Origin of the sequence: Haladaptatus halobius (assembly GCF_020618475.1) — an archaeon.
Classification (GTDB): Archaea; Halobacteriota; Halobacteria; order Halobacteriales; family Haladaptataceae; genus Haladaptatus; species Haladaptatus halobius.
This window is the reverse complement of record NZ_CP085335.1, coordinates 355,228-380,335: the sequence shown is the minus strand read 5'-3', so window position 1 is coordinate 380,335 and position 25,108 is coordinate 355,228. Positions and strand designations below refer to the sequence as shown.

Genomic DNA, 25,108 nt, shown 5'->3' with positions numbered 1-25,108 from the left:
GCGATACACTGATACCTTCTTCACGAGAACCGACCCGGTCGATGAATCCCGTCGTATCGGAGGCGTTGGCATCCCGCGTCGAACGAGCGGAAATCGAGACGCTCCGGTCGAGATTGGAGGCAGTACGAGGACGAGTCGGAAATCCGATGGGCGTCGAAATCCGGAAGTTCGGCGACGCTACCGCGTTCGTCGCGCGGAACGCCCCCGGACCGTCGTTCAACACGGTGAAAGGTGTCGGAGCCGCGGAGGGAGAACGAATCCCGGCCATCGCGTCGTTCTATCGACGGCAAGAGACCCCCTGTCGGGTTGAGGTCGCACCGACCCGCGCGAGCTCCGACCTCTTCGCGGCGTTGGCCGACCGAGGGTTCGTTTAGTCGCAGTTCCACTCCGCCCTGTACGGAACCCCTTCGCTCGAAGAGCGTCGGTCACCGCCGGGCGTGACGCGTCGGGAACTGACGGGTGGCGAGCTCGACCTGTTCGCCGACGTCTACGTGGAGGGGTTTGGACTGCCGGACGACATCCGGTCGGGCGTCGCCGCCAACAACGAAGTACTCGCCGACCGAGCGGCCTGGCGCTTCTTCGTGGCGTGCGTCGACGGTGTTCCGGCGAGCGTCGGCGTCCTCCACGCGAAAAGCAGAATCGGGTCGCTAGCGGCTGCTGCGACGCGCCCGGATTTCCGAGGACGGGGGTGCCATATGGCGTTGGTGCGTCGGCGGATGCTCGTCGCCGAACGCGAGGGCTGTGACCTCGTCGTCGGGGAGGCTCGGTTCGCCAGCACCAGTCAGAACAACATGGTACGATAGGGCTTGAGACTCGCGTATACGAAATCAATATGGACGTAAATCCGAACCGTCGGGACACTACGAAACGGAGTGAGGGTCGCGCTAGTCGTCCATCGACGCCGCGTCGGATTCCACCGACACCTCCCTTCCTTCCTCGACCGCCTGCGTGAGCGAGACGTTGAGCGAGAACATCGAACCGACGCCGCCGACGAGGGTGACGATGTTCTTCACCGCGTGGTCGAGGATGGCGGCACCGAACGCCACCGGCCACGAGATGGGCGTCAAGCCGGCGACGAAGACGGTGAACGCCGCTTCGTACAGGCCGACGCCTCCGGGCGAGAGCGGGAGCACCTTGGCGAGGTTGCCGACGCTCACCGCGAAGAAGCCGACGGCGATCAGCGTCACGGGGTCGAGCGCGACGCCCTCGAAGGCCGTCAGCACGAGGATGGCCGTCAGCACGTCGAGCGTCCAGATGGCGAGACTGCTCGCGCCGACGCGAGCGAACGCACTCCGATTGCTCGCCACGGTCTGCACATCGCCCGTGAACCGTTCGATGATGCTGGCCACGTGGTCGGCGTAGGAGTCGGAGCTAACCTTCTTCACGGCCGCGCGGACGAGATTCCGGTCGGAGCGCGCGCTGGCGACGATGACAGCGACCGCCGCGAACGCCGCGCCGCCGACGCCCGCCGCGACGTACACCGCCATGCGCGCCGCTTGCTGGTTCTCCGCGCCCGTGATCGCCTGCACGATTTCGGCGGCCTGCCCGGTCACCGTCAGACCGAGCAGGACGGTTCCGGCCATGACGGTGATGGTGAGCAGGTCGAAGACGCGTTCCACGGCGAGCGACGCGAATCCCGAGGGGTACGGTATCCCGCGGCGCGCTTTCACGACGTAGGCACGCACCGCGTCACCGGCACGAGCAGGGAACACGAGATTCCCCGTCTGGCTGACAAATATCGCTCCGGTGAGGAAGCCGACCTGCTCCGTGAAACCGAGCTCTTCGAGGATATCCCGGTAGCGGACGCCGCGAAGCGGCCACGAAAGGACGTAAATGAGCGCCGCGATACCGACGAGCACCGGGTTCGCGTGACTCATCTGGTCGAGCACTTCCGTCATCGGAAGGTACTTGCCCATCAGTAGGACGGCGACGACGGTCATCAGAACGCCCACCGCGATGGACACCCGGCGGGTGATGCGCGGTTGGACGGTGAACTCCCACCAACATCGACCTATCTGGCTTCCCATGCCGAACACGTCGCGCACGAGTTCGACTTTCGTATCGCCTTTCGGCGTCCAGTCGACCGCGAACTCCTTAATGCGGTACCCCTTGTGCTGTGCGCGAATGAGCACCTCCGTGTCCCAGAACCAGTGTTTGTCCTCGACCCCTTCTAGTATCTCGAACAGCGCCTCGCGGTCGAACGCCTTGAACCCACACTGGTGGTCGCGCAGGTCGGAACGGAGGAAAAAGCGCGTCAGACCGTTGAATCCGCGACTGGCGAAATCGCGTTTCGCCGGTCGGTCGGCCACGTTCTCGGGCATCCACCGCGACCCGGTGGCGAAGTCGTACTCGCCGGAGCGAACGCTCTCGACGAGTTCCTCCAGATGCTGCATGTCCGTCGCCAAATCCGTGTCGAAGTAGACCAACGTCCCCCCGTCTGCGGCTTCGAACGCGTGATTCAGTGCTCCCCCGCGCCCCAGTCGTTCGTCGCTGTGGAAGTGACGGACTCGGTCGTCCTGTTCGGCCATCCGATCCGCGATCTCCGGCGTTCGGTCGTCACAGCCGTCTTCAGCGACGATCACCTCGAAGCTATCGGGCGGCAGAAACGATTCTAGCGTGTCGAGGGTCGTCTCGACGGTGTTCTCGATGGTCGTCTCCTCGTTGTAGGCGGGAAGGACGACACTTACGTCTACGGAACCACCGCTCATTACTAAAATCCCACTGCACCACGCCGTAAGTAGCTTCTGGGCCAATCGGTGTCACGACGGCGTTAACCAACCGTACCAACCCGCCCCACGGAGCGAGTTCATTTCACACTCATCAGTCTGGAAAACACAAGACGGCGATGCGTTAGCCACTCGTACCAAATTCACTAAGGGAGTATCCGTTCTCTGCAGAGACATGAGCACGACTGCTGGCACGACCGCACTCACCGACAAACAACAGCGCATCCTCCGCTACCTCCGCGAGAACGGTGGCACGAAGACGTACTTCAAATCCCGCCTCATCGGGAGCGACCTCGGACTCACGGCGAAGGAGGTCGGGACGAACATGACCGCCATCGCCGACGGTGACTTCGACGTGGAAGTCGAGAAGTGGGGCTACTCCTCATCTACCACGTGGAAAGTCGACGCTTAATCGATACTCGTCAGCTCCTCGACGGAGGGGATATCCTCGCTTCCGGTCGTTATCTGGTTCATCCGCTGGCCGTGTTTTTCGGTCGCGTAGCCGACCAGTTCGGTCGGCGACGGCCCCGGACCGTCCTCGTCGCGTTCAGGAATGGTCGCCTGCACGAGCGGGAGGAGTTCGTCGATGGTCGTCCGTAAGAGGTCGGTATCGACCGCATCCGACGCGACCAGTTCCTTCAGCTTCGCCATCCCGAAGCCGACGTGGCGACCCTCGTCGCCGCGAATCTTCGTCAACCCCTCGATCAGTCCGGACAACACGGGAATCTCCGGATACGTCTCGCCGTCGTAAGAGCGAGTCAGGCCATAGTACCCTGTCTGGGCGAGGATGCCCTCGATGGTGAGGTGGTAGTGACAGTACGCCACCGCCCGGTTCACGGGCGTGTCGTCGTCCAGCAGTCGATTCATCACGGCTTCGTTGCGGTCGAACAGTTCGAGGTACCCCTCGTTGAACCACCGGTCTTCGGTCGGCGAGGAGCGTTCCTGTCCCCGACGCTCCTCTTCGGCGTTGATGACTTCGTCCCAGTAGCGGTCGAAGAAGACCGTGTGCTTCGCCTCCTCGTACACCTGCGTCGTGACGAACAGCTGGTCTTCCACGTCGTCCAGCACGACGGCGAGCGGCGTGAGGTCTTCCGTGACCGCCTGCTCGCCTGCGCCGAAGCGGGCGAGGGTCTGCTTGAGACCGAAGAGGGCGTCGTCGTCCAAGTCGGCGACCGCGGCGAGGTCGCCGGCGAGGTCGATGTCATGGGGATCCCAGTGTCGTTCGACGGCATTTCGATAGTACCGAAACGAGCGGGCGGCGTGGTCGAGTTGCATCGATTCGACGTTAGAACTCCAAGGGAATCAGTTTACGCCTCGCATGGGCGGCGGTTTACGGGTCGAACGAGATGAGGCCCGCCGCCTCGCTGGCGAACGTCTCGGCGTTGGCGTCGAACGAATCGGCGTACCGAACGAGCAGTGTGATGAGCGTCTCCGGGCGACGGACGGCGTAGCCGTCCTCGCGCGAGAGCAGCCCCTTCTCCTCCAAGTCGGCGGCGTACTTGCTCACCGTCGGACGGGACACGTCGAGCGCGGTTGCGAGGTCGCCGCCGGTCGCCGTCGGGTTGCGGAGCAGTTCGATGAGCATCCCGCGTGCGGTGTTCCGGCGGAGATAGCCGAGCGCCACCTGTTCGAACGCGGAGAACTTCCCGGCGGGGAAAAATCGTCGGTAGTCGCCGTCCCGGTGGCTCTCGACGACGCCGAGGTCGACGAGGTGGCGGAGGTGGTGTTGCGTCTCGCCGGTTCCGAGTTGGAGGTCGTCGCGTATCTTCGAGAAGTGAGCACCCGGCGTGGTGGAGATGTAGCCCGCGATAGCCTCGCGGGCCTCGCTTCGCTCACCCGAAGGGTTCGCGTCGGCGAGTTTCGTCAGCGGCGTCGCCGCCCCGAGAACCGCGAAGCGGCGGAGGGTGGCGCGCTTATTTTCATCCACGTTACCGCGTTCAACCATCTGTACAGCTATACGACAGGGGGACGTAAAATTGCTTCGTTTGGAAAGACGCGTACAACCGAGTGGTGAGAGCGGGTTTGTTACTCGACTTCCGTCTCCATCTCCGACTCGTCCATCTCAGCGTCCATCTCCTCGATGACCTCGTCGGCGCTCTTGATGTTCGCCGGGTCTTCGCCCTCCTTTATCGCCTGCGCTTCCTTCTCCATCGCTTCGACGTCCATCTCGGCTTCCTGGTCTATCTGGCCGAGAATCTCGTCGATGTCGTCGAGTCCGAGCAGTTCGCGGGTCTCCTCGTCGAATTCGAGGCTCTCCAAGTCCTGCTTGCCGTCGACGGAAACGTCGCTTCCGGTCAGGTGTTTGCCGTACCGACCGACCAGCGAGGAGAGTTCCTGTGGCAGGACGAACGTCGTGGATTCGCCCTGGCCGATGGTTTCGAGCGTCTCCATCCCCTTCTCGATGATGGCGCGTTCGCCCATCGATTCGGCGGACTTCGCGCGGAGGACGGTCGAGACCGCGTCACCCTGCGCTTCCAGGATCTGGCTCTGTTTCTCACCCTGCGCGCGGATGATGTTGGACTGCTTGTCACCTTCCGCCGTCTCGATGGCGCTCCGGCGTTCACCCTGCGCTTCGAGGATCATCGCACGGCGTTTGCGCTCCGCGCTGGTCTGCTGTTCCATCGCCTGTTGAACGTCCTTCGAGGGGTTGACCTCGCGGACTTCGACGCTCTCGACGCGGATTCCCCACTCGTCCGTGGGTTCGTCCAGTTCGCGTCGGATCTTGGCGTTGATCTCCTGGCGCTTGTTGAGCGTGTCGTCCAATTCCATGTCACCGAGCACGGCGCGGAGGGTCGTTTGGGCGAGGTTCGAGACGGCGCGCTTGTAATCCTCGACTTCGAGGAACGCCTTTTTGGCGTCCATCACCTTGATGTAGACGACGGCGTCCGCGGTCACGGGCGAGTTGTCGCGCGTGATGGCTTCCTGTCGCGGCACGTCGAGCGTCTGGGTTCGCATGTCGAAGCGATGGGTGTTGCTCACGAACGGCGGGACGAAGTTGATACCCGGTTCGAGCAGTTTGCGGTACTCGCCGAACACCGTCAGCGCCCGCTTTTCGGTCGCGTCCACGATTTCGACCGCCGACCAGACGGTGACGATAGCGAGGACGAGAAACAACAGTGCGATTATCATCAGCCCTCCGCCGAGGGGGGCCGCTTGGAGAGGTACAGTGGGCAGCATACGTCCGGGTGTTAGGAGAGATACGTGTTAAGTATTCTGCTAATGTTTGGTGTACATTTCCGCACGAAAAGAGGTCAGGCGTCAGAGTTCTTCCGTCTCGCGCTCGCTATTTGCTCGCTCGCGCGCGAGTTCCCGGTCGATGCTGTCCTCGATGTGGCCGAGCGGTTCGACGGTGACGACGTTCCCGCCGCCGGGGTCGATGACCATCACCTCGGTTCCCTCCGGAATCTCGCCGTCCATCGAGCGCGCGGCGAAGTACGGGTTAAAACCGCCGTCGTCCAGTTTCACCTGTCCCTCCGACGGCGTGACGCGCTCGGTCACCCGACCGGTCGTCCCTTTCAGCGAGTCGGAGTCTTTGGTTCGGCCCGTCCCTTTCCCGCCGTAGAGGTCGAGTTCGCGGTACGCGTACAGCGAGACGGCCCCGAATCCGAGCACGAGCGCCGCGAGCACGAACGGCTGTGCCAGCGGCGGAAACGCGACCGCTATCAGCCCCGCGAGCAAGAGCGCGACGCCGAGGACGATGAAGTGAGCGCCGGGGATGAGCGCCTCCACGAGCGTGAGCCCCGCACCCGCGAGGACGAGCAAGAGCGGGAGCGAATCGAGGGGCGATGCCATGTCGTGGTCTTGGTGTCGAACGATTAAGGGTTTGTGGGTTACGCCAAGCCGAGCAGGCGGAGGAAGATGAAGACGGTCATGAAGACGCCGAGCAGGACGAAAAACACGTTCTCGGCCGATGGAGACCCCGGTTCGAGGGTCTCGTCCTCCGGCGAAATCTCTCGCTTCGGAGCGTCGTCGTCGCCGACTTCGTCCGTGTCGAACTTCCAATCGGACATGCGACGCGATACGGCGCGCGGCGACAAAAGACCTACGAGCGGTCGCGCGAACGAACGTCGCCCTCGTAGACGACGCCGCGCTCGGCGTCCATCGTCACGACGTCGCCGTCATCCACTTCTGGGCCGAGCGGCGCGCCGCTGACCATCGGAATGTCGAGTTCGCGGGCGACCAGCGCCGGGTATCCCGTCATCCCGGGGCGGGCGTCGACGATGCCCGCGAGGCGCGACGTATCGCCGGTGAACTCCCCGTCGAACTCCGGTTCGAGCACGAGCACGGTTCCGCCTGGAACGTCGGAGAGATCGCCCGTCGTACTGCGCGCGACCGGCCCGGCGGTCTGCCCTCGCACGACGCTCCGCCCGGTGGCGATGGTCTGGGCGGCGACGTGGACTTTGAGCATGTTCGCCGTGTCGGAGCCTTCGAGTTCGCTCATCATCCCCGTGAGCACGACCACGGTGTCCCCGCTCTCCGCGACGTCCGCGTCGAGGGCGGCCTGCACGCCGTCCTCGATGATAGTCTCGACGCTCCGACCGAGGTCGATGTACTGGGCGTTGACACCCCACGAGAGCGTGAGCTTTCGTCGGACGCGGTCGTTCGGCGTCGTCGCCACGACCGGGACGCCGGGGCGAAACTTCGCCACCTTCAGCGCGGTGTAGCCGGACTCGCTGGCCGCGACGACCGCGCTCGCGCCGATGTCGCGGGCGAGGTAGCGCGCCGACCGAGCCAGCGCGTCGGTTCGGGTGTCGTCACCAGCCGGGACGCGCTGTTCGAGTGTTTCGGCGTATTCCTCGCTCCCTTCGACCTCGCGGACGATTCTGTCCATCGTCTCGACGACGCGGACGGGGTGGTCGCCGACCGCGGTTTCACCGGAGAGCATCACGGCGTCGGTTCCGTCGAGCACTGCGTTCGCCACGTCGGAGGCTTCCGCGCGCGTCGGTCTGCGCGAGTGAACCATCGAATCGAGCATCTCCGTCGCGGTAATGACGGGGACGCCCTCCCGCTGGCAGGTGCGAATGATGCGCTTCTGAATCATCGGCACGTCCTCCATCGGACACTCGACGCCGAGGTCGCCGCGGGCGACCATCACGCCGTAGGCCGCGTCGACTATCTCGTTTAAGTTCTCGACCGCGCCGCGGCGCTCTATCTTGGCGATGATGGGGATATCGGCACCGGCCTCTTCGAGCACCTTGCTCACCTCGTACACGTCGTCCGCGTCGCGGACGAAGCTCGCGGCGACGAAATCGACCTCTTTCTCGGCGGCGAGCGCGAGGTCGCCGCGGTCTTTCTCGGTAACGGTGTCCAGACCGAGTTCGACGCCGGGGACGTTGACGCCTTTCCGACTGCGGAGTTCGCCGCCGCTGACGACGCGGGTGACGACGGCGTCGTCCTCGACTCGCTCAACCCTCGTCTCGATTCGTCCGTCGTCTAAGAGGATGGCGTCACCCGGTTCGGCGCCGGTGATGCCGACCGACAGACCGACCTCCTCCGGCGTCGCGTCGTCGCCCTCCACGAACTGGACGGTCGAACCGGTTTCGAGCGTGATCGGCTCCTCGACCTCCGCGGTTCGAATCTCGGGGCCTTGGAGGTCGAGCATCGCGGCTAGCGGACTTTCGGTGGCTTCGTCCGCTCGGCGAATCGTCTCGACGAGTTCGGCTCTGTCGTCGCACGACCCGTGACTAGCGTTGACCCGGGCGACCGTCATTCCGGCGTCCGCGAGCTCTCGAACCCGACTCTGCGAAGCGGACGCAGGTCCGAGGGTGCAGACGATCTTCACATTTCTCATGGCCGTAGATTGGTGTGATTGTGCAAAAAAACCTCGCAGTTAACTCACGGTCGAGTCCACTGCGGGCGAAAACGAAAGCAGGCGAAGGTATGAAAACTAGCCACAACCGCTATTTGTGTCCCCTTCAAAACCGGAAAATATGTCCAAATACGCGTCGCTCGTCAACGTCGAACAGAACTATCAGAACGTCCAAGAGCTCGCGTCTATCTGGGGCGACGTCCGGACGGAGCTGGAGCAGCACGACGCGGCGTTGGAAGAGACGTACGCGATTTTAGGGGAGTACGATTTCCTCCTCCTCATCGACGCCGAGAGTCGTGACACGGCCTACCAAGCGTCGCTGTGTATCGAACGCTACGGTCTCGACATGCAGACGATGGAGATAATCCCGATGGCGGAGTTCGCGGGTCTCGTCGACGACCTCTGATTACTGTATCTTCGTTCCCGGCTCGGCGTCGCCGTAGGTCGTCAGTAGGTCGGCCTGCTCGCCCGCAGCCAGCAACATTCCGTTACTCTCGACGCCGAACAGTTCGGCTTTTTCGAGGTTCACCACCACGACTATCTTCGTCCCCGGAAGGTCGTCCACGTCGTGAAGCTGTTTCAGCCCCGCGACGATCTGGCGCGTTTCGACGCCGATGTCGACTTCGAGGCGGACGAGAGCATCGGCGCCCTCTATCGGCTCCGCGGTCTCGATGCGCCCGACCCGGAGGTCGAGGTCTTGGAACTCGTCGAAGCTGATGCGGTCGTCCGAGACGGGTTGGAAGTCGTCGTTCACGGTTTCGTCTTCCGCTTCCTCGTCGTCCGACGTAGCCGCTTCGATGCGCTCCCGTAACTTCTCGTTCAGCTCCTCGACGCGCTCGTCCTCTATCTTCTCGAACAGTTCGTTCGGTTCGCCGAAGTCGCCGCGAGGTGCGGCGAGCGCGTCGTCCAGCGCGGCATCGTGAACGGAACCATCCTCGCCGAGTTGCGACCAGAGGGTCGCCGCCGCGTCGGGGAGGACGGGGGCGAACAGCACGGCGAGCGCCTTCGACAACTGCACACAGTCGTAGATGACCTGTTCGGCCCGGTCGGGGTCGTCGTCGGTCAGTTTCCACGGTTCGTTGCGCTGGATGTACTCGTTGCCGAAGGCGGCGAGCGCGGTCGCGGCGTCGCCGAGTCGTTTGAGCGAGTAGTCGTTGATGGCCGCCGCGAAGTCGTCGACGGCCGATTCGATGCGGTGGCGAACCTCGTCGCTCGCTTCGGCGTCTGGCGCGCCGTCGTAGTTCCGCGCCGCGAAGAGCAGACTCCGGTAGACGAAGTTGCCGACCGTGCCGACCAGTTCGCCGTTGACGCGCTCTTGGAACTGGTTCCACGAGAAGTTCACGTCGCGCTCGAAGCCGCCGGTCGTGGTGAGATAGTAGCGCAGGAGGTCGGGGTCGAAGCCTTCGACCAGATAATCGTCGGCCCAGACCGCGCGGTTGCGACTGGTCGAGAACCCCTCGCCGTCGAGATTGACAAAGCCGCTTGCCATGACCGCGCGCGGTTCGTTGAACCCCGCGACACGGAGCATCGCGGGCCAGAAGACGGTGTGGTGCTGGATGATGTCGCGTCCGATGATGTGAACGATCTCCCCGTCATCCTTCCACACGTCTTCCCAGTCGAAGATGTCCGCGCCGACGCGCTCGGTGTACTGTTTCGTGCTGGCGATGTACTCTATCGGTGCATCCACCCAGACGTAGAGCACGAGGTCTTCGCTATCTTCGACGGTTTCACCGTCTCTGTCTCGTTGCTCCCGAGGAGCAACGCTACTCTCCGGGTAGTCGATACCCCAGTCCATGTCGCGTGTGATACACCAGTCCTTGAGTTCGCCCTCTATCCACTCGCGGGGCTGGTTCTTCGCGTTGTCCGTCCCTTCGAGGCGGTCGATGAACCCCTTCAGGTACTCCTGCAACTCCGAGACGCGGAAGAACTTGTGCGTCCGCTCGCGGTACTCCGCAGGATTGCCGGTCAGAGTGCTCGTCGGGTCTTCGATCTCGCCGGGTTCGAGGTGGCGACCGCAACCCTCGTCACACTCATCGCCGCGGGCGTGCGCGCCGCAGTAGGGACAGGTTCCCTCGACGTAACGGTCGGGAAGCGGGTCGTCCTCGACGGGGTCCCACGCGACCATGATCTCCTTCTCGTATACGTACCCCTCCTCGTCCAGTTTGCGGACGATTTCGCGGGTGAGTTCAGTGTTCGTCTCGTCGTCGGTGTGGCCGTAATTGTCGAACTCGATACCGAACTTCGGGAACGTCGCTTCGTACTTCTCGTGGTGGCGGAGCGCGAACTCGCGCGGCGAGACGCCCTCCTTCTCGGCGTTGACGGCGACCGGCGTTCCGTGCATATCCGACCCGGAGACGAAGGCCGTCCGTTGGTCGAGTTTTCCGAACGCCCGTGCCAGAACGTCGCCGCTAACGTACGTCCGCAGGTGACCGATGTGTAAGTCCCCGTTCGCGTAGGGGAGACCGCACGTCACCACCGCGGGGTTGTCAGTTGGGTAGTCGTCGTGGCTCATACTAGCATCTCCTTCGGTGCGGGTGTAAAACCCGCCGGTTTCGCTGCCTCGTCATGTGGATTTCGCGTGATTTGTTGGTGGGTACAGCTGTGGCTCGCGAGCGATACTCGAACTGCCGGGTTTCACCCCCGGAGAACCGACCGCCACCCGGCCCAGAAGGATTCACCCGACGCTACTGCTGGCCGCGCATAGGCAGGGCGACGGGGTTGGCCGTCCGACGCATGGTGTCTGATATGTTCGTGACAGTATATAAACCCTCGGCCGCGAACGGGGACGCTTCTCGAATCGCACCGTCCCTTCGGGTGACAGGTCAGGGAACAGATAGGGCGATGACACCGGCACCGAGACCCAAGGTCAGTAGCAATCGGCCGACGCTCCCCGCGAAGGTGGCCGCCGCGAATTTCGCGTAATCCTCCTCCAGAATCGAGAACGCGTAGATCGAAATCGTGTCCGGGAAAAACGGAACGCAGAGCGCCAGCGCCAATCCAACGTACCCCCACTTCCGGGCGAGCGCGACTGTCTTCTTCTCCGACCGTTCCACCACGTCGAACCGCGAGCGCCGGAGCGCCTTGATGACCGGCCCGGACTGCTTCGCTTCCTGTCCGATGTGGAACGCGAACACGCTTCCGGCGGCCTTGCCGAGTCCGCTGACGAGAACGATGAGGGAATACTGCGCCACTTCGCCGACACCGAGGCTGAGAGGTGCGAGTAACACGACTTCGCTGGGAAGCGGGAGGATAAAAGAGATGAGAAACGAGTAGATGGCGATGAGTACTAGTCCGGCCCACCCCGTCGCACCCCTGACCGCATCCTCCAACCAACCGAACGACCCGAACGAGACCGAGTTCACGACTGAATCGACGAACAAGGCGAGAATCTCAGACACGAGAGTCCTTCGGTGGCCGACCGATGTAAACTTTAACATCGGCGAACCTGTCTGCGGAAATTACCATTGGCGAACAGACTCATACGGAGTCGGTACGAATGAACCGGTGTGAACTCGGACAGTGAATACCGCGTCGCCGTCCACCCGAACCTCCGGGCGAAGGTGACCTACGATGCCGACGACGGGGCGATCCGTCTCACCGTCGACTACCGACGCGACGGCGAGTGGGACGAACCCTCCGGCGGTCTCGAGCTCAGAGGGCGGCGAATCAGCATCACCTCGGACGGCGAATCGCTCTTAGAACGCGACGTTTCGCTGGAATTGCTCGAACGTTACGGGACGACGCTCGCCCGCTTCGCCCGTCGACTCACCGACCGAACCGGGCCCGCGGAGCCCGAATCGTGGCCCGTCGCGGTGACGCAGAATGACGGAAGCGTCGTCGAGGCACTTCGCCCGCCCGCGCAGGCGTCCTTCGAAGTGTACGAAGACAAGACCGGCGATTGGCGCTGGCGACTCGTCCACCGGAACGGGAACATCATCGCCGACGGCGGCGGGGGGTACTCCTCGAAACAGGCTGTGAAGAAGGGCATCAGAAGCGTCAAGCGGAACGCGCTCGGCGCGCCCGTCGAAGAGCTATAGCGAATCGAGGTCGGCGGCGAACTCCTCCAGCATCGAACGGGTGACGTGGGGCATACAGACAATTCTGAGTTCGCCCGACCCCGTCGACGAGACGCGCCACCCTTCGGCCTGAAGTTCCTCGACCGTCTCCCGAGGGACGTCGGCCGCGACCAGCGGTAACACAGGTTCGACCACGTCGTAGCCGTTCGATTCGAACGCCTCGGCGATCCACTCGGCGTTGGCTTGGGAACGTTCGTACTGTTCGCGGTAGCCGTCCGGCCAGAGTGCGTCCATCGCGGCCCACGCGCTGGCGACGCCCGCACCGCTTCGCGTTCCCGTCAGGGTCGCCTGCGAGGTCGATTCGAGATACGGCGTCTCGACCGCCAGCGCGTCCAGTACCCGCTTCTCCCGAGCTAGAAATCCGCCTGCCGGAACCGCCGCCTGCCCCATCTTGTGCGGGTCGATGGTCATCGTGTCCACACCCGCGTGCCCGAAGTGCCACTCGCGGTCGGTGAACGGGAGTACGAACCCGCCCCACGCCGCGTCGACGTGGAACAGCGCCCCGGCATCGTGGGCGATCTCGGCGAGCGCCGGAATCGGGTCGACGCGCCCGTACTCGGTCGTTCCAGCGATACCGACGACGAGGACGGTGTCGTCGTCCACCTGTTCGTCCACCGCCTCCGGGTCGGTGCGGTATTCCGCGCCGACCGCCGTGAGTCGCAGTTCGACGCCGAGCACTTCGGCCGCCTTCTGGAAACTGAAGTGGGCGCTCTCGGGAGCGACGATGTTCGGCGCGTCCGTCTCCGCGAGATTGCGCGCCGCCCGAACCGCTTGAACGTTCGCCTCGGTGCCACCGCTGGCGACGTAGCCATGCGGCTCTCGAAGACCGGTTATCTCGCCCAACAGCGCCACCGCATCGTCTTCGAGCGCGGAGACGGTCGGATACGTCGTCGGGTCGCCCGGGTTCGACGCCAAAAATCGCGCGGCTGCATCACGGGCCGCCGGATGAGGTTCGGTACACATCGACGAGAGCACCCGGCGGAACGACTGCGGCGCGGCCACCTGCATACCCTCAGATTCGGTACGTCGGGTTTATCGGTTCCGTTCTCCGCGTCACAACCTGTTGAACTACTCTATCTTTTCGAGCTGCGACCGCAGTTCCCGCATCGCCGGTTCCGGTGCCACGTCCCCGGAATACGTCGCGTGAACGAGTTCCGCGATTTTCGTCGACTCCTGCGACCAAGCGATCGTGACCGGACGCGGCATCGCATTCTCCCCCGCCGTACGGAGCGTGTCGACGTGTGACCCCATTATCGGCACCCGCCTCGCCGCGCGCGATTCAAGGACGGAAATCTCGGGCGGAAGCAAACCGAGTTCCTCGAACAGCATCAGCTGAATCCGCCAGTCCGTCATGGCTTCGAGCACCCGAACCGCGGCGTCGATCTTCGTGGAGTTCGGGTTGATGGCCATGTGCCACCCGCCGAGCGCGGACGTCGAACCGTCCACGCCCGCGTACTCAGACTGTCGTTCCGTGACCGCGTAGGGAATCGGCATCACCCCGAGGTTCGTTCCGAGCGCGCTCTCGGCTCCCGCGCTGGCGATGGCGTACGGCCAGTTTCGGTGCATCACCGCATCGCCCGCGCCGAACGGCCCGAAGGAGGTGTCCTCCGTCCACTGGAGACGCCGGTCGGAGCTATCGGCCCGGCGTAGCCGTCGAGCGCGGACGGGTCGTCCGCTCCCCGGACGAACGTTCGAACCATCCGTATCGAGTTCACGACGGCGGGGTCGGCGACGGTGACCGGGCGTTCGCCGACCGGGCCGAAGAGGTAGTTCCGTCCGCCGAAGTACGCCCCTCCCCACGTGGAGATGAATTCGTTGAAATCGCAACACGGGAGTCCCTCGTAGAGGTCGGCCTGAAACGTAAAGCCGTACGGAACGCCCGACCGCTCCATCGCGTCCTTCGTGACTCGGGAGAACTTCTCCCACGTGATCGAGTTCCGCGCCCAGTTCTCGCCGTCCGGGTCGTATCCAGCTTTCTCGACGAGATCTTTGCGGTACAGCATCATCCCGAAGTCCGGATACAGCGGAACCGCGTAGAGGCTACCGTCGGGCCCCATCGCCGTCGAGACGCTCGCTTCGAAGTATCCGTTCTTCACCCGGTCGAGCACCGACTTCGACAGGTTCCGGTCGAGGTTCAGCAGTTCGTCGCGGATGACGAAGTTCAACGTCCAACCGCTGTCGGTGAGCATCAGATCCGGCTCCGAAAGGTTTGCCGACATCCACCGCGTGTACTGGTCCTCGCGGATGTCGGTCTCCTCGGTTCCGGCGATGATTTCGATGTTTCGGGGCAGTCCGATGTCCCATAACAGTTGCTGAAGCGCTCCCCTCACGGACGCAAAGTCCGCGTCGGCACCTCACGGCACCATCGTCGTCCCGGTCTGTCGCGCACTGGCCGTCTGACTCGTGATCGCCGCCGTTCCCATCGCGCCCGTCGTCCGCAGGAAGGCGCGGCGGGAAACCGAGTTCGCGTCGTTTCTCCCCATCTCGTTCACCTCACACGCTAGAGATTACGGATACGGTTATAGTCGTCTGGCGGTCGGCAGACACGTCGCTACGAAACAAGACGTGACAAAAAGTGATCTCGATGGGATGTCCGAGCGTCGGTAGCGATTCCGTCTATCTGACCGAATCGAGCATCAGTTTCTGCTCGACGCGCTTCACTTCGTGTTGTACGTCGCGCACGGCGTCGATGTTCGCCGAAATGGACGAGACGCCGCGGTTGACGAGGAACCGAACCATCTCCGGTTTCGACCCGGCCTGTCCGCAGATGCTCGTGTTGATGTCATGCTCTCGGCAGCAGTTGATGGTCTGTCCGATAAGTTCGAGCACAGCGGGGTGGAGTTCGTCGAACCGCCCGGCAACGTTCTCGTTGTTTCGGTCGACCGCGAGCGTGTACTGGGTAAGGTCGTTCGTCCCGAAACTGGCGAACTTGATGCCCGCGTCGGCCATCTCCTCTATCTGGAGCGCACTCGCCGGCGTTTCGATCATCACGCCCCACGTGCGCTTGTCGGGGTCGATGCCCGTCTCGGAGAGCAGGCGGCGGGAGCGGTACACGTCCTCCGCGTCGTTGACGAGCGGGAACATGATCTCGACGTTGTCGTAGCCCATCCCGTACAGTTCGCGGAAGGCGTCGAGTTCGTGCTGGAACACGTCCTGCTTGTCGAGACTGCGGCGGATGCCGCGCCAGCCGAGCATCGGATTGTGCTCGTCCGGTTCGTTCTCGCCGCCCTGTAACTGTCGGAACTCGTCGGTCGGCGCGTCGAGCGTGCGAACGCGAACCGGTCGCGGATAGAACTCCTCCGCGACGCCGCGGACACCTTCGACGATCTCGTCCACGTAGGCGTCGACGCCGTGGTCTTCGATGTATCGCTCGGGCGTCTTGTTGGTCGAGAGAATCATATGCTCCATCCGGAGCAGGCCGACGCCGTCGGCACCCGTGGCGGCGGCGCGTTCGGCGGCCTCCGGGATGGAGACGTTCACCTTGACCTCCGTCGCCGTCATCGGTTTGACGGGAGTCTTCGGGCGGGCTTCCTCGATGGGTTCGCGCTCCTGTTCCCGCTCGGTTTTACCTTCCCGAACGGTTCCTTTGTCGCCGTCCAGCGTGATGACTTGGCCGTCTTCGAGCGAGTCGGTCGCGTTACCACAGCCGACGACCGCCGGGACGCCGAGTTCGCGCGAGACGATGGCGGCGTGACTGGTCATACCGCCCTCGTCCGTGACGATGCCCGCCGCGCGCTTCATCGCGGGCACCATGTCCGGGGTCGTCATCTCGGTGACGATGATGTCGCCCTCCTCGACCTTGTCGAGTTGGTCGAGTTTCGTCACGATCCGCACCGCGCCGCTGGCGATGCCCGGACTCGCGCCCAGCCCGCTCACGACGATTTCCTGTTTGTCGGCGCTCGTCGTCTCGACCGCACCGCTCCCGTCGGCGACGCCCTCCATCGTGTCGGCTTCGGATTCGATGTCGCCGCCCTCCTTGATGGTCGTGATAGGACGCGACTGGAGCATGTAAACCTCGCCGGCGACGATGGCCCACTCCACGTCCTGCGGGGTTCCGTAGTGGTCTTCGACCTCCTCGCCGAGTTCCACGAGTCGGTCGATGTCGTCCTCGGAGAGGACGCGGGCGTTTCGCTTCTCCTCGGGGACGTCCTTCTCGACGGTTTCGCCGGTCTCGGGGTCTTTCTCGTGCATCACCTTCTTGTCGGCGATGGTAACGTCCTCCGTTTCACCGGAGGATCGGTCGACGACGTAGTTGTCCGGGGAGACGGACCCCGACACGACCGCCTCGCCGAGACCCCACGCGGACTCGATGATGATCTTCTTCTCGCCGGTCGAAGGGTGGCTGGTGAACATGACGCCGCTCTTCTCCGCGTCCACCATGCGCTGGACGACGACCGCGATATCCACCTTCTCGTGGTCGAAGTCCTTCTCCTGTCGGTAGTAGATAGCTCGCTGCGTGAAAAGCGACGCCCAGCACTCTTTCACGCGCTCGACGAGGTCGTCGCGGGTGATATTGAGAAACGTCTCCTGTTGGCCCGCGAACGAGGCGTCGGGGAGGTCTTCCGCCGTCGCGGACGAGCGAACCGCGACGAACGCCTTCCCGTCGTCTAGATCGTCGTAAGCGGCGAGGATTCCCTCTCGAATATCGTCGGGAATCTCGGTTCCGAGGATGAGTTCCTCCGCCCGGGACTCGGCTTCTGCCAGTGCCGCAGAATCCTCGGTATCGACGTCGACAGCCTCGAATAATTCGTCCGCGATGCCGGTCTCCTCGATGAACCGCCGATAGCTTTCGGCGGACACGACGAATCCCGGCGGGACGGGGAGGTTCGCGCCCGTGAGTTCACCGAGCGACGCACCCTTGCCACCGACCAGTTCGAGGTCGTCTGCACTGAGATCTTCCAGCCAGAGTACAACCATGTGCGTATGGGTGGGAACAAGCAGGCACATAAAGAATGTTCCGACCAAAACGCCGAAGATAATTAACTCGCAGTCGAGTACACTGTAAGTCGATAGCCGACGACAGCACTGATTCGGAGGTGGCCACTTCGAGGGCCGATGATTTGAGGCGATATGCCGTCGTCCGTCAGACGATGAAAGCACACATCGCAGGGGGCGAGACGGTCGAGTGCGACGAGTTCGAGGAAGCGCAGCGAGGAATCGTACTCAGAGACCGAGAGCAGGGTGTGGTGGGGTACGTGCCGTACGAGAAATTGGAGTACGTGACGCGGACGCGAACGCCGGTGACCTCGTCCAATCTAGCGAGTATCGGCTATGATCCGAACGAGGAAGCGTTGGAAATCGAATTCCACAGCGGTGGGGTTTATCGGTACGCGAACGTCCCGCAGTCGGTGTATCAAGAACTGCTAAGCGCTGGATCGCACGGGTCGTACTTCCACGAGAACATCAGGGGCGAGTACGAGTATCGGCGGATTCGTTAGAGTTCGATGATGCCGTCGTCATCCGCCTCGGGAACGACCAATTGGCCGTCCAGTACGGTGATCGCCCGTCCGCCGACCCGCACTTCGTCGTCCACGCGCACGCGAACATGGCCAGGTCTGTCCACGAAGTGACCCTGCTCGAAGCGCATCTCGTCCGGGAAATCTTCGAACGCTTCGGAATCGCGGAGATACGCGCCGACCGCCCCGCTGGCCGTCCCGGTCACGGGGTCTTCGGGGACGCCCGCGAGCGGTGCGAACATCCGCCCGTGGAGCGTCGAGTCGGCGTCGATGGCGTCGAAGGTGAACGCGTAGACGCCGACCGCATCGACCTCCTCACAGAGAGCTTCGATGGCTGCCATGTCCGGCTCCGCGCCGCCGACGTGTTCGAGGAAGTTGACGGGCACGACGAGAAACGGAAGACCCGTGGAGGCCACCGCGAGCGGGAGGTCGGCTCCCACGTCGCGGAGTGCCGCCGAGTCGATGCCGAGCGCGCCCCCCACTCGGTCGTAGTCCAGTTCGACGGGCTCGATGTGGGGGTCCTCCTGCGTCATCCAGACCGTGCCGTTGTCGCCGACTTCGATGTCGAGCACGCCGACGTTCGTTTCGAGGGTGTGCGTGCCCGACTCCACGACACCGTCTTCGAGCAGGTGGACGTGCGACGCGATGGTGGCGTGGCCGCAGAGGTCGACCTCAGTCGCCGGGGTGAAGTAGCGCACGCGGCGGTCTGCCCCCTCGCTCGTCCGGAGGAAGGCCGTCTCGCTCACCGCGAGTTCGCGGGCGATGGCCTGCATCTGGTCGTCGGTTAACTCGTCGGCTTCCGGCACGACGCCCGCCGCGTTTCCGGCCAGCGATTCGTCGGTGAAGGCGTCTACGAGGAGCGCACGGACGGTTGGCATACTCGAAGTGTGAGTCGGGGGAGGGTTTAATTCTCGGTTCTCCGTCGGGTTGGGGTTGATGGAGGATTTGAAGCTCTCTCGTTTTCGTCGCATCGAAAATCGGAACTATCCGCGTGGCGCGCGCTGGCGTGGCGGCTCGGACGAATTGTCCTCGCCGCCACCGCCAGACTTCGTGTGAGGGACGACTGGAGAGAGTGCAACGAACGGAAGGAATTGACCGGGAGGGAGTGGTGCGCTGGCGTGGCGGTGGGGTGGGACGTGGTTACCTCGTTGTCAGAATCGTTTAAACGAGAGCGTCTGGAAGCTTTCGAAAACGCAGTCGCTGAATCTCCAGCGACAACTCGAAAAATTCGTCCAGCGGCTCACGACGACCGCCGCCTACGCCGAATCGACGTACCCGCCTTCGACGTGAACCTCGAACGAGTCACCCGGCGACTCCGGGACGGTAACCGTCACCGCCACGTCGCGGACGTACTGCTCGCCTCGGGCGTGCTCCTCGGTCAGTTCGAAGGTGGTGCGCGTCCCCTGCACCTCCAACCACCCGGTTCCCGGCGCGGTGCCGGACACCGCCGCGGTGGCGTCGACCCGTCCGCCGGGGGAGGGCGACCCCCGAACCGAGAACGACTTCAGCGAGAGTTCCGGACTATTCATCGAGACGGTGACGGTCGTATCTAGCGTCTCGCGGTAGGTGGGCGACATGCCGCCACCTCCCTTACCGCCACCATCTCCACCGCCGCCGCCCTTACCGCCGCCACCGCCACCACCGGATTCCGCGGTCAGCAGTTCGACGCCGAGTTCGGACTCGACGTTGCCGATTTTGTTGAGGATGGTCTGCTGTTTCGATCCAGCGAAGAGCAAGCCGACGAGTTCGCCGGACGAATCGTCGAAGACGGGCGAACCGCTGTCGCCGCCCTTCGACATCGCGCCAGCGATGAGTTGATCGCGGAGCGTCAGGGTTCCGGCCTCGCCGAAGTTCACGCGAACGCTCGCGCCGACGGCCTTCACTTGGCTTTTCGTGACGCCGGTCGTTCGCCCCGTCTTCGTGACCGTCTTCCCTTTGAGCGAGCGGTACTTCTTGCGCCGGACGCCCGTGGGCCACGTGTCGTCCAGTTCGTGGTACTCCGGCGACTCCCGTTTGGGGTCGGCAGACCGCGCCGCCACGTCCACCAGCGAGCCGTCTTCGACGGTGACGTACCCTCGGAGTTCGCCGGTCTTGTCGTCGGGAAGACTACCGCCGTCGCGCGGGGAGGGTTGGATGACGGGTTCGCCGAACTGGGCCTTATTGACGCGAGCGTAGACGTGGTTGTTCGAGAGGCGAACGAGGTCGCCCGTCGACACGGCGTCGCTCCAGTTCGCCCTCGAGGTGTCGGTCACGCGGGCGGGGTACGGACCAGCGGTCGCGGCGGTCGATTTCGCGTTGATCTCGCTGACGCCCGCGACGACCGGGCGGTGGCGTTCTTTTCGGCCTTTCTCGGCCTCGGGAATCGGTTCGACGAGCGCGAGGGCGTCGAACCCATCGCGCTCTTCCCCGAATCCCGCGTCTTCCACGACGACGTTGACGCCGGAGACGCGCTTTTTCACGTTGTCCTCGTCGGCGAGTTCGCTGTCGGGAAGCTTTTGGGAGACGAAGACCGTGACCGTGTTTGTCTCCTCGTCGTATTCGACGCCGAGCACGTTCTTGCAGTCGAGGAGGTCTTCGAAATCTTGAGTGTGGGTCATAGGGCGTACTTACGGAATGGTTATCCAGCCACAAATACTAATTCGAACGAAAATTATTCGAATAAAATGATAGAAGTGGATGCTCGTCGTTCGAGGTCGTTCCGTCTCGCGTTCCACGACTAGGACGGATACAGCGCCCACCTGTAAACCGTTAAGTGGCATGGCGCGCGACTCTCGATTTGGTATGAGCGACCTCCCGGACGATTTCAAATGCACGATAACCAACTGGGACTACATCTACGGCCTCTGTCGGGACGTAAGCGACCAAGTGAAGGGCTCGGAGTTCGAACCCGACGTCGTCGTCGCGCTCGCACGAGGGGGCTGGTTCGCCGGGCGCTGCATCTGCGATTTTCTCGGACTGGACGATCTCACGAGCCTCAAGATGGAACATTACGTCGGCACGGCCCAGAAATCGGGCGAACCCGAAGTTCGCTATCCGATGCCCGAAGGGAGCGTCGAGGGTAAGGACGTGCTCATCATCGACGACATCGCGGACACCGGCGGTTCCATCGAACGCGCCCACGAGTACGTGACCGACCGCGAGGCCGGGGAGGTCAGGACGGGGACGCTCCAACTGCTCCAGACGAGCGAGTTTGAGCCCAACTACATCGGCGAGCGCCTCGAAGAATGGGCTTGGATCGTCTACCCGTGGAACTTCATCGAGGACATGATAGACATCGCCAGTGGCACGATGGATAGAGCCGACGCCGAGGTGTTCTCGAAGGACGATATCCGCCACTATCTGAACGAGTACCACGACATCGAGCGCATTCAGATGGAGATCGCGCAACCCGACCGACTGGACGAAGTGCTCGCCGAAATGGAGCGCCGGGACGTGCTCGCACGCGAGGAGACGGGCGAAGATGGGGGCTGGCGACTGCTCGAAAACGCAAGTGGCGTGCAGTAAGCAGCGGTACGGTCTTTTCGCGGCGATATTTCTCCGGTTCAATCCGCGAGCGCCGGGTCGCTCGCCGAGACCACCGTCCGCTTCCATGTTCCCCGGAGGAACCACGCGACCGCGGCGATCGCCCCCACGATGTCGCCGAGCGCGACGGCCACCCAGATTCCGGTCGGCCCCCAGCCCTCGACGAAGACGAGGTAGTAAGTCGCGGGGACGCGGGCGACCCACAGCGTCACCATCGAGAAGACGAGCGCGGTTCTGGTGTTACCCGCGCCGCGGAACGCGCCGAGGACGACCTGCAGGACGCCCATGAAGATGAACATGACGGCCATGATCCTGAGATAGTCGCTCCCGTGGTCGATGGTTTCGGCGACGCGGGGCGTGTCGGCGCTGAGGAAGACCGACACTAGCGGTTCGGGGAACAGGACGGCGACGAGCGACACAGCGAGCATCACGCCCGCGACCAGCGCGACGGCCAGTCGAACCGCACGCTCCGCCCTGTCCGGTCGCTCGCCCCCGAGATTCTGCCCGACCATCGTGTTCGTCGCCTGTCCGAGTCCCATCGCAGGTAGGAAGACCAGCGACGAGAGGCGATTGCCGAGGCCGTAGGCCGCGACGACCGCGGGCGGGAACGTCGCCACCATTCCGGTGAGCACGACCATCGCCAGCGAACTCGTGGACTGCTCGGCGGCGGTCGGCACGCCGAGTCGAACGATTTCGCGGATTCGAGCGAAGTCGGGCGTGAGATGGTTCAGTCGCACTTCCGGGCCGGCGTCGGTGCCGAAGATGACGTACAGCCCCATGACGGTCGCCAACGCGCGCGAGAGGACGGTCGCTATCGCCGCACCCTCGATTTTCATCCCCGTTATCGGCCCCCAGCCGAAAATGAAAATCGGGTCGAGCACGACGTTCACGAGGACGCTGACGGCCATAATCCGCATCGGCGTCCGGGTGTTGCCGTAGCCGCGCATCAGCGAGACGAAGACGAAGAAACCGAAGAGAAACGGCGAGCCGAGGAAGAACACCCGCATGTAGTCGGCGGCCATCGGAACGACGAACGCGGCGGTTCGATCGTCGGCGGGGAAGAGACCGAGCATCGGGTCGACGAGCAGGAAACCGACGAGACTGATGGCGACCGCGACGATGGAGACGAACGAGAGCGTCTGTCCGGCCACCGCGCTCGCTTCGTCCTCGCTCCCCGCGCCGATGTACTGTGCGACGAGGATGCTCCCCGCCGCGGTGAACCCGCCGCCGATGGAGATGAGGAAGAAGATGAGCGGGAACGCCAGCGAGAGCGCACCGACCGCGTCCGAGGAGAGTGCGCCGAGCCAGAAGGTGTCGGCGACGTTGTACGCGACCTGTAGGAGTTGGATGACGACGATGGGCCACGCGAGCCGCACCATCGGGCCGACGAGCGGCCCGTCGGTGAGTTCGCCGGAAGGGAGGGAAGGGGACATGGAGCGTTACGACCCATCGCTGGTATTTCAACTCTCGTACGATGTGATATCACTCGACACGAATCGAACCCGAGTCGTTTAGGTGACCGCCGAACGCAGTGCCCGCCATGATCGGCTTCATCGGCGGAAGCGGAATCTATGACGCACTGCCGCTCGAAAACACCCGCGAAGAGCGCGTGACGACCCCGTTCGGCGACCCGAGCGCGCCGGTCACCATCGGCAAACTGGCCGGAAAGGAAGTGGCGTTCATGCCCCGTCATGGACCGAATCACCGGCACACGCCCACGGAAGCCCCCTACCGGGCGAACGTCCACGCGCTGAAACAACTCGGCGTAAAGCGGATTCTCGCCAGCAACGCGGTCGGCAGTCTCCGCGAGGAACTACCGCCTCAAACGCTTGTAATCCCCGACCAGATCTTCGACCGGACGAAACATCGGACGCCGACGTTCTTCGGCGACGGGATGGTCGTCCACATGCCCTTCGCGGATCCCTACTGCCCGCACATGGTCTCGCACCTCTCGGACGCCAGCGACAAGGCGACCGACGCGAACCACCAATCGGGCGGCACCTACGTCTGTATCGAAGGGCCGCAGTATTCGACGCGCGCCGAGAGCGAGTTCTACTGCGCACAGGGCTTCGAGATAATCGGGATGACCGCCATTCCGGAAGCGAAACTCGCCCGCGAAGCCGAGATGTGCTACGCGACGGTGGCGGGCGTCACCGACTACGACGTGTGGAAGTCGGACAGCGAAGTCACCCTGCAGGAAGTGCTCGAAAACGCCGCGAAGAACGAGAAATCCATCAAAGACGTGGTCGAGCACGCGATTCGGACGATGCCCGACGAGCGCGACTGCGACTGCGGACACGCGCTGGAAGGCACCATCAACACGCCGACGGAAGCGATTTCGGACGAGACGCGGGAGCGCGTCGAACTGCTGGTCGGCGAGTATCTCTAACTTCGGTTCCGGTTCCCGCTTGCGCAGGATTTTAGCTTCAGTCACGAGAGCTACCTCCTATGGACGAAACGCTCACGATGACGCCGGGACCGACCGCGGTTCCGGACGACGTGCGGGAGGCGATGGCCCGCCCCGCCGTCAACCCGGACGTAGACCCCGAGTTCGCGTCGTACTACGAAACGCTCCTCGACAAACTGGCGACCGTCTACGACACCGACGACGATGTGGTGATTCTCGGCGGCGAAGGAATCCTCGGCCTCGAAACCGCCGTCGATTCGCTCGTCGCGCCCGGCGAAAAGGTGCTCTGTCTCGCGAACGGGTTGTACGGCGACGGCTTTTCGGACTTCGTGGAGATGGCTGGCGGCGAAGTGGTCGCCCACAGTATCGAGTACACCGAGGGATTCGACGCCGACGAGATTGCGTCGCTGGTCGAGGAGAGGGAGTTCACCGCCGCGACGATGGTTCACTGCGAGACGCCGACCGGCCTGCTGAACGACTTCGACGAGACACTGACGACGTTGCGGGACGCGGGCGTGCTCACCGTCGTCGATGCCGTCTCGTCGCTCGGCGGGACGCCGATTCCGGTCGAACGCATCGACGTCTGTCTCGGAGCCTCCCAGAAGTGTTTCAGCTCGCCGCCCGGTCTGACGACGCTGTCGGTGAGCGATTCGGCGTGGGAGAAAGTCGCGACGACCGAACAGGATTCCTTCTACACCAGTTTGGAACCGTGGCGAGAGCCGGACTTCTCCTTCCTCCCCTACACCCACCTCGTCTCGAACCTGTACGCGCTGGAAGCCTCTCTCGACCGAATTCTGGACGAAGGGCTGGAATCGGTGTTCGACCGTCACCGGCGCGCGGCGGAACGCTGCCGAGAGCGCGGCCGCGAGTTGGGACTGGGACCGTTCCCCGATTCCAACTCGCTCTGCTCGCCGACCGTCACGGCCTTCGAGATGGAGGGGCGAGCGAAAGACGTTCAGCAGCGACTCCACGACGACCACGATATCCTCGTCGCCACCGGACTCGGGGAGATGGCCGACGACATACTGCGCGTCGGCCATATGGGGTACAACGCGCAGGAACCGCGCGTCGAGAAGACGATGGACGCGCTGGAGAAGGTTCTCGGTTAGTCG

At 63.6% G+C, this 25,108-nt stretch carries 26 protein-coding genes; 9 read left to right on the top strand and 17 right to left on the bottom strand.

What is annotated here, in order from left to right; all coding sequences use genetic code 11:
* The first annotated feature begins 41 nt into the window (after positions 1–41).
* Positions 42–374: a hypothetical protein gene (locus tag LIW51_RS02115; protein WP_227375604.1), complete on the top strand. Its 333-nt coding sequence runs from the start codon at positions 42–44 to the stop codon at positions 372–374.
* Between the two features lie 63 nt (positions 375–437).
* Positions 438–803, top strand: a complete 366-nt coding sequence (locus tag LIW51_RS02110; protein WP_227375603.1) for a GNAT family N-acetyltransferase — start codon at positions 438–440, stop codon at positions 801–803.
* An 81-nt stretch (positions 804–884) separates the two neighbouring features.
* On the opposite strand, the gene LIW51_RS02105 is transcribed toward LIW51_RS02110, so the two are convergent.
* Entirely contained in the window at positions 885–2,708 is a 1,824-nt protein-coding gene (locus LIW51_RS02105; RefSeq protein WP_227375602.1) for a flippase-like domain-containing protein, read from the bottom strand.
* Positions 2,709–2,901: 193 nt separating this feature from the next.
* Here LIW51_RS02105 and LIW51_RS02100 point away from each other — a divergent pair, with 193 nt between their 5' ends.
* A complete protein-coding gene (locus LIW51_RS02100; protein ID WP_227375601.1) occupies positions 2,902–3,138 on the top strand; it encodes a DUF7123 family protein in 237 nt (78 codons plus the stop codon).
* Here the strand turns inward: LIW51_RS02100 and LIW51_RS02095 are convergent.
* From LIW51_RS02095 to pyk, 6 genes are all read right to left on the bottom strand, one after another.
* On the bottom strand, positions 3,135–4,001 hold the full coding sequence (locus LIW51_RS02095; protein WP_227375600.1) for a ribonucleotide-diphosphate reductase subunit beta: 867 nt from the start codon (positions 3,999–4,001) through the stop codon (positions 3,135–3,137). The two genes, LIW51_RS02100 and LIW51_RS02095, sit on opposite strands and share 4 nt — an antisense overlap.
* A 55-nt stretch (positions 4,002–4,056) precedes the next feature.
* Positions 4,057–4,671, bottom strand: a complete 615-nt coding sequence (locus tag LIW51_RS02090; RefSeq protein ID WP_227375599.1) for a winged helix-turn-helix transcriptional regulator — start codon at positions 4,669–4,671, stop codon at positions 4,057–4,059.
* An 80-nt stretch (positions 4,672–4,751) separates the two neighbouring features.
* The gene (locus tag LIW51_RS02085) at positions 4,752–5,903 is read right to left on the bottom strand and encodes an SPFH domain-containing protein (protein WP_227375598.1); all 1,152 of its coding nucleotides are present in this window, start codon (positions 5,901–5,903) and stop codon (positions 4,752–4,754) included.
* Positions 5,904–5,984: 81 nt separating this feature from the next.
* Positions 5,985–6,518: an NfeD family protein gene (locus tag LIW51_RS02080; protein WP_227375597.1), complete on the bottom strand. Its 534-nt coding sequence runs from the start codon at positions 6,516–6,518 to the stop codon at positions 5,985–5,987.
* Between the two features lie 38 nt (positions 6,519–6,556).
* A complete protein-coding gene (locus tag LIW51_RS02075) occupies positions 6,557–6,736 on the bottom strand; it encodes a DUF7312 domain-containing protein (RefSeq protein WP_227375596.1) in 180 nt (59 codons plus the stop codon).
* A gap of 32 nt (positions 6,737–6,768) precedes the next feature.
* Complete coding sequence (gene pyk, locus LIW51_RS02070) at positions 6,769–8,517, bottom strand: pyruvate kinase (RefSeq protein ID WP_227375595.1); 1,749 nt, start codon at positions 8,515–8,517, stop codon at positions 6,769–6,771.
* A gap of 139 nt (positions 8,518–8,656) precedes the next feature.
* Between pyk and LIW51_RS02065 the strand changes: the two genes are divergently transcribed.
* Positions 8,657–8,941, top strand: a complete 285-nt coding sequence (locus LIW51_RS02065; RefSeq protein ID WP_227375594.1) for a GYD domain-containing protein — start codon at positions 8,657–8,659, stop codon at positions 8,939–8,941.
* Here the strand turns inward: LIW51_RS02065 and metG are convergent, their stop codons facing one another.
* Positions 8,942–11,047, bottom strand: a complete 2,106-nt coding sequence (gene metG / locus LIW51_RS02060; RefSeq protein WP_227375593.1) for a methionine--tRNA ligase — start codon at positions 11,045–11,047, stop codon at positions 8,942–8,944.
* A 310-nt stretch (positions 11,048–11,357) separates the two neighbouring features.
* On the bottom strand, positions 11,358–11,933 hold the full coding sequence (locus LIW51_RS02055; protein WP_438267347.1) for a YqaA family protein: 576 nt from the start codon (positions 11,931–11,933) through the stop codon (positions 11,358–11,360).
* A 108-nt stretch (positions 11,934–12,041) separates the two neighbouring features.
* Here LIW51_RS02055 and LIW51_RS02050 point away from each other — a divergent pair, with 108 nt between their 5' ends.
* The gene (locus LIW51_RS02050; protein ID WP_227375592.1) at positions 12,042–12,572 is read left to right on the top strand and encodes an HVO_2922 family protein; all 531 of its coding nucleotides are present in this window, start codon (positions 12,042–12,044) and stop codon (positions 12,570–12,572) included.
* On the opposite strand, the gene mfnA is transcribed toward LIW51_RS02050, so the two are convergent.
* The 5 genes from mfnA to ppsA all read right to left on the bottom strand — a co-directional run bounded on the left by mfnA (position 12,567) and on the right by ppsA (position 17,528).
* On the bottom strand, positions 12,567–13,619 hold the full coding sequence (mfnA, locus tag LIW51_RS02045; protein ID WP_227375591.1) for a tyrosine decarboxylase MfnA: 1,053 nt from the start codon (positions 13,617–13,619) through the stop codon (positions 12,567–12,569). The genes LIW51_RS02050 and mfnA overlap by 6 nt on opposite strands.
* Before the next feature lie 60 nt (positions 13,620–13,679).
* Positions 13,680–14,177, bottom strand: coding sequence for a type 2 periplasmic-binding domain-containing protein (locus LIW51_RS02040; RefSeq protein ID WP_227375590.1), 498 nt, complete (start codon positions 14,175–14,177; stop codon positions 13,680–13,682).
* On the bottom strand, positions 14,177–14,941 hold the full coding sequence (locus LIW51_RS02035; RefSeq protein WP_227375589.1) for an extracellular solute-binding protein: 765 nt from the start codon (positions 14,939–14,941) through the stop codon (positions 14,177–14,179). Before LIW51_RS02035 ends, LIW51_RS02040 begins: the two co-directional genes overlap by 1 nt.
* 24 nt (positions 14,942–14,965) lie before the next feature.
* On the bottom strand, positions 14,966–15,094 hold the full coding sequence (locus tag LIW51_RS02030) for a twin-arginine translocation signal domain-containing protein (protein ID WP_227375588.1): 129 nt from the start codon (positions 15,092–15,094) through the stop codon (positions 14,966–14,968).
* A gap of 133 nt (positions 15,095–15,227) precedes the next feature.
* Positions 15,228–17,528 (bottom strand): pyruvate, water dikinase, encoded by a 2,301-nt coding sequence (ppsA, locus tag LIW51_RS02025; RefSeq protein WP_227375587.1) that lies wholly within the window; start codon positions 17,526–17,528, stop codon positions 15,228–15,230.
* A gap of 173 nt (positions 17,529–17,701) precedes the next feature.
* Between ppsA and LIW51_RS02020 the strand changes: the two genes are divergently transcribed.
* Positions 17,702–18,049, top strand: a complete 348-nt coding sequence (locus LIW51_RS02020; protein ID WP_227375586.1) for a KTSC domain-containing protein — start codon at positions 17,702–17,704, stop codon at positions 18,047–18,049.
* Here LIW51_RS02020 and LIW51_RS02015 read toward each other — a convergent pair.
* Both LIW51_RS02015 and LIW51_RS02010 read right to left on the bottom strand, forming a co-directional pair.
* Positions 18,046–18,945: a PhzF family phenazine biosynthesis protein gene (locus tag LIW51_RS02015; RefSeq protein WP_227375585.1), complete on the bottom strand. Its 900-nt coding sequence runs from the start codon at positions 18,943–18,945 to the stop codon at positions 18,046–18,048. The two genes, LIW51_RS02020 and LIW51_RS02015, sit on opposite strands and share 4 nt — an antisense overlap.
* 378 nt (positions 18,946–19,323) lie before the next feature.
* Entirely contained in the window at positions 19,324–20,664 is a 1,341-nt protein-coding gene (locus LIW51_RS02010) for a chymotrypsin family serine protease (RefSeq protein WP_227375584.1), read from the bottom strand.
* A gap of 184 nt (positions 20,665–20,848) precedes the next feature.
* On the opposite strand from LIW51_RS02010, the gene LIW51_RS02005 reads away from it, so the two are divergent.
* Positions 20,849–21,571 (top strand): phosphoribosyltransferase, encoded by a 723-nt coding sequence (locus LIW51_RS02005; RefSeq protein ID WP_227375583.1) that lies wholly within the window; start codon positions 20,849–20,851, stop codon positions 21,569–21,571.
* A 38-nt stretch (positions 21,572–21,609) separates the two neighbouring features.
* Here LIW51_RS02005 and LIW51_RS02000 read toward each other — a convergent pair whose 3' ends face one another.
* The gene (locus tag LIW51_RS02000) at positions 21,610–23,022 is read right to left on the bottom strand and encodes an MATE family efflux transporter (RefSeq protein WP_227375582.1); all 1,413 of its coding nucleotides are present in this window, start codon (positions 23,020–23,022) and stop codon (positions 21,610–21,612) included.
* A 107-nt stretch (positions 23,023–23,129) separates the two neighbouring features.
* Here LIW51_RS02000 and mtnP point away from each other — a divergent pair, with 107 nt between their 5' ends.
* Both mtnP and LIW51_RS01990 read left to right on the top strand, forming a co-directional pair.
* Positions 23,130–23,978: an S-methyl-5'-thioadenosine phosphorylase gene (gene mtnP, locus LIW51_RS01995; protein ID WP_227375581.1), complete on the top strand. Its 849-nt coding sequence runs from the start codon at positions 23,130–23,132 to the stop codon at positions 23,976–23,978.
* A gap of 59 nt (positions 23,979–24,037) precedes the next feature.
* Entirely contained in the window at positions 24,038–25,105 is a 1,068-nt protein-coding gene (locus LIW51_RS01990; protein ID WP_227375580.1) for a pyridoxal-phosphate-dependent aminotransferase family protein, read from the top strand.
* Positions 25,106–25,108: the final 3 nt, after the last annotated feature.